The sequence below is a fragment of the Vibrio sp. genome, from assembly GCF_984391705.1.
Window position 1 is genome coordinate 1 of record NZ_CFHWOM010000147.1, and the last position, 1,834, is coordinate 1,834.

Annotated in this window: 2 protein-coding genes; one reads left to right on the plus strand and one right to left on the minus strand. The window is 44.9% G+C overall.

The features are described from left to right. Positions 1-69: 69 nt before the first annotated feature. The gene (locus tag AC4MRV_RS22020; protein WP_491189399.1) at positions 70-936 is read right to left on the minus strand and encodes an MBL fold metallo-hydrolase; all 867 of its coding nucleotides are present in this window, start codon (positions 934-936) and stop codon (positions 70-72) included. A gap of 107 nt (positions 937-1,043) precedes the next feature. Between AC4MRV_RS22020 and AC4MRV_RS22025 the strand changes: the two genes are divergently transcribed. Further along, positions 1,044-1,834: LysR family transcriptional regulator (locus tag AC4MRV_RS22025; RefSeq protein ID WP_491189400.1), on the plus strand; the 791-nt coding region annotated here is incomplete at its 3' end.

Here is a 1,834-nt window from a genome sequence, read left to right on the forward strand (position 1 = left end):
GCAATGGCAGTTAACACTGAAGTAGAACTGTAACGCCAACCACACATTGGGGTGAAAATTAGTGTGCGTTTACCAATTCATTTCACCCATATGGACCTTAGCACCAATACTTAGCGCCATTGGTAGTTGTGCATCGGGGTAGCTTGCCGACATTTTGTCGATCACTTCCGTGCTATTCTGACTGCTATCTTTTGCTTTCTGGAAGTCTGCGAGGTACTGCTGAGAATAGCTTATAGTGCTTGCGTCAAGCTTGGTTCCAGCTTTCATGTGTCCTGGAATGACGATATCTGGGGTTAGATCTTTCAGTTCTTTCAATTGTTTAACCCATGCTTTCTGGCTACTCTCAGATTGCGCGTCAGCCATCCAAAGGTGCAAATTGCCATACACGGCGACGTTGCCCAGAACCGCTTTGTTAGAAGGGATCCACAAGTAAGGACGATGAGCCAATTCACCTTGTGTGCCACGAATCTCGATTTTATGCCCGTCAACGGTCAACACATTGTCTTCGATAGCTTGTGGTAGGTACGGTTCAACCGGAGCATTGCTGCCCATTTTAGGTCCCCAAAACGCCAGTTTGCCAGCCAATTTCTTCTCTATAACCTCAATCACTTTCGGCGTACTCAGAACTTGCGCTTTCGGAAACAGCGCATGCAGCACTTCAGCACCAAAGTAGTAGTCTGGGTCAGCCTGACTGATAAAAATGGTTTTCAGCTCTTTGCCACTATCAAGAACTTTTGCGGCAATACGCAGAGCGTCAGCTTTGGTAAATCCGGTATCGACAACCATGACTTCACTTTCACCGATTACTAATGTTGAGTTTACGTGGAAGCTGTTCTTGTCAGCGTTATAAACATCAAGAGTTAGTGGCGTGCTTTCTGCTGCGGTTGCATTAGTGGCGAGTAAGATAGATGCGGCCATTAGAGTTAAATTTTTCATACCGTTCTCCTTCTATGTGTTTGGGTACGGAGAGGATAGTAAGGAATTGACGTGCTCAGAAAAACACACCAAACTGAGCATTATTGTTTCTTAATTCGAGCGAATATATGGATAGGCTAACAGCTGCAAAAGTGTTTGTTGATGTTGCAGCGACGGGTAGTTTTACTGCTACAGCAGACAGGCTGGATATGTCTCGCCCTATGGTGACGAGATACATTGAGACGATGGAAGCTTGGCTGAATACCCGCCTTTTACATCGAACTACTCGAAAAGTATCTTTAACAACAGCGGGCCAAACATGCTTGGAAGAGGTTAAACAGTGGCTTGATCAAGCCGAAAGCCTAAGCGAGTTAGCAGATAACAGTGGTGAGTTGTCGGGTACAGTTCGGTTGGCAACCAGCATGTCATTTGGTTACTCTCAATTGGTGCCAGCTATTCAAGAGTTTATGGTAGAGAACCCCAACGTAAACATCGATATCGACTTACATGATTCAGTAACCGACCTAACTGAAAGCCAGATAGATCTTGCTGTCCGAATCGCCTCGACACCGGATCCGTCTTTGATAGGTAAACCGATATCGATATGTGAGTCAGTGGTGGTCGCTTCGCCAGAGTATTTGAATAGAAATAGTGCTATTTCTAAACCAAGCGATTTAACCGGTCATACTTGTCTTGGGTACAAAAATTTTCAACAACATATTTGGCATTTAACAAAAGACAACACACAACAATCGGTAGAAGTTAAGTGTAACTTGACAGCAAATGAGGCAACCGCCTTATTGCAAGCCGCATTGCATGGTGCAGGCATAGCTATCCAGCCATTCTATCTCGTGAATCAGTACATTAAAGATGGAGAGCTTCAGCAGGTATTGCCGGATTGGAAACCTGACGACTTAAC

Excerpts from the sequence above, each read along its gene's own strand:
- AC4MRV_RS22020 (WP_491189399.1), bottom strand. The coding sequence starts at position 936 with ATGAAAAATTTAACTCTAATGGCCGCATCTATCTTACTCGCCACTAAT.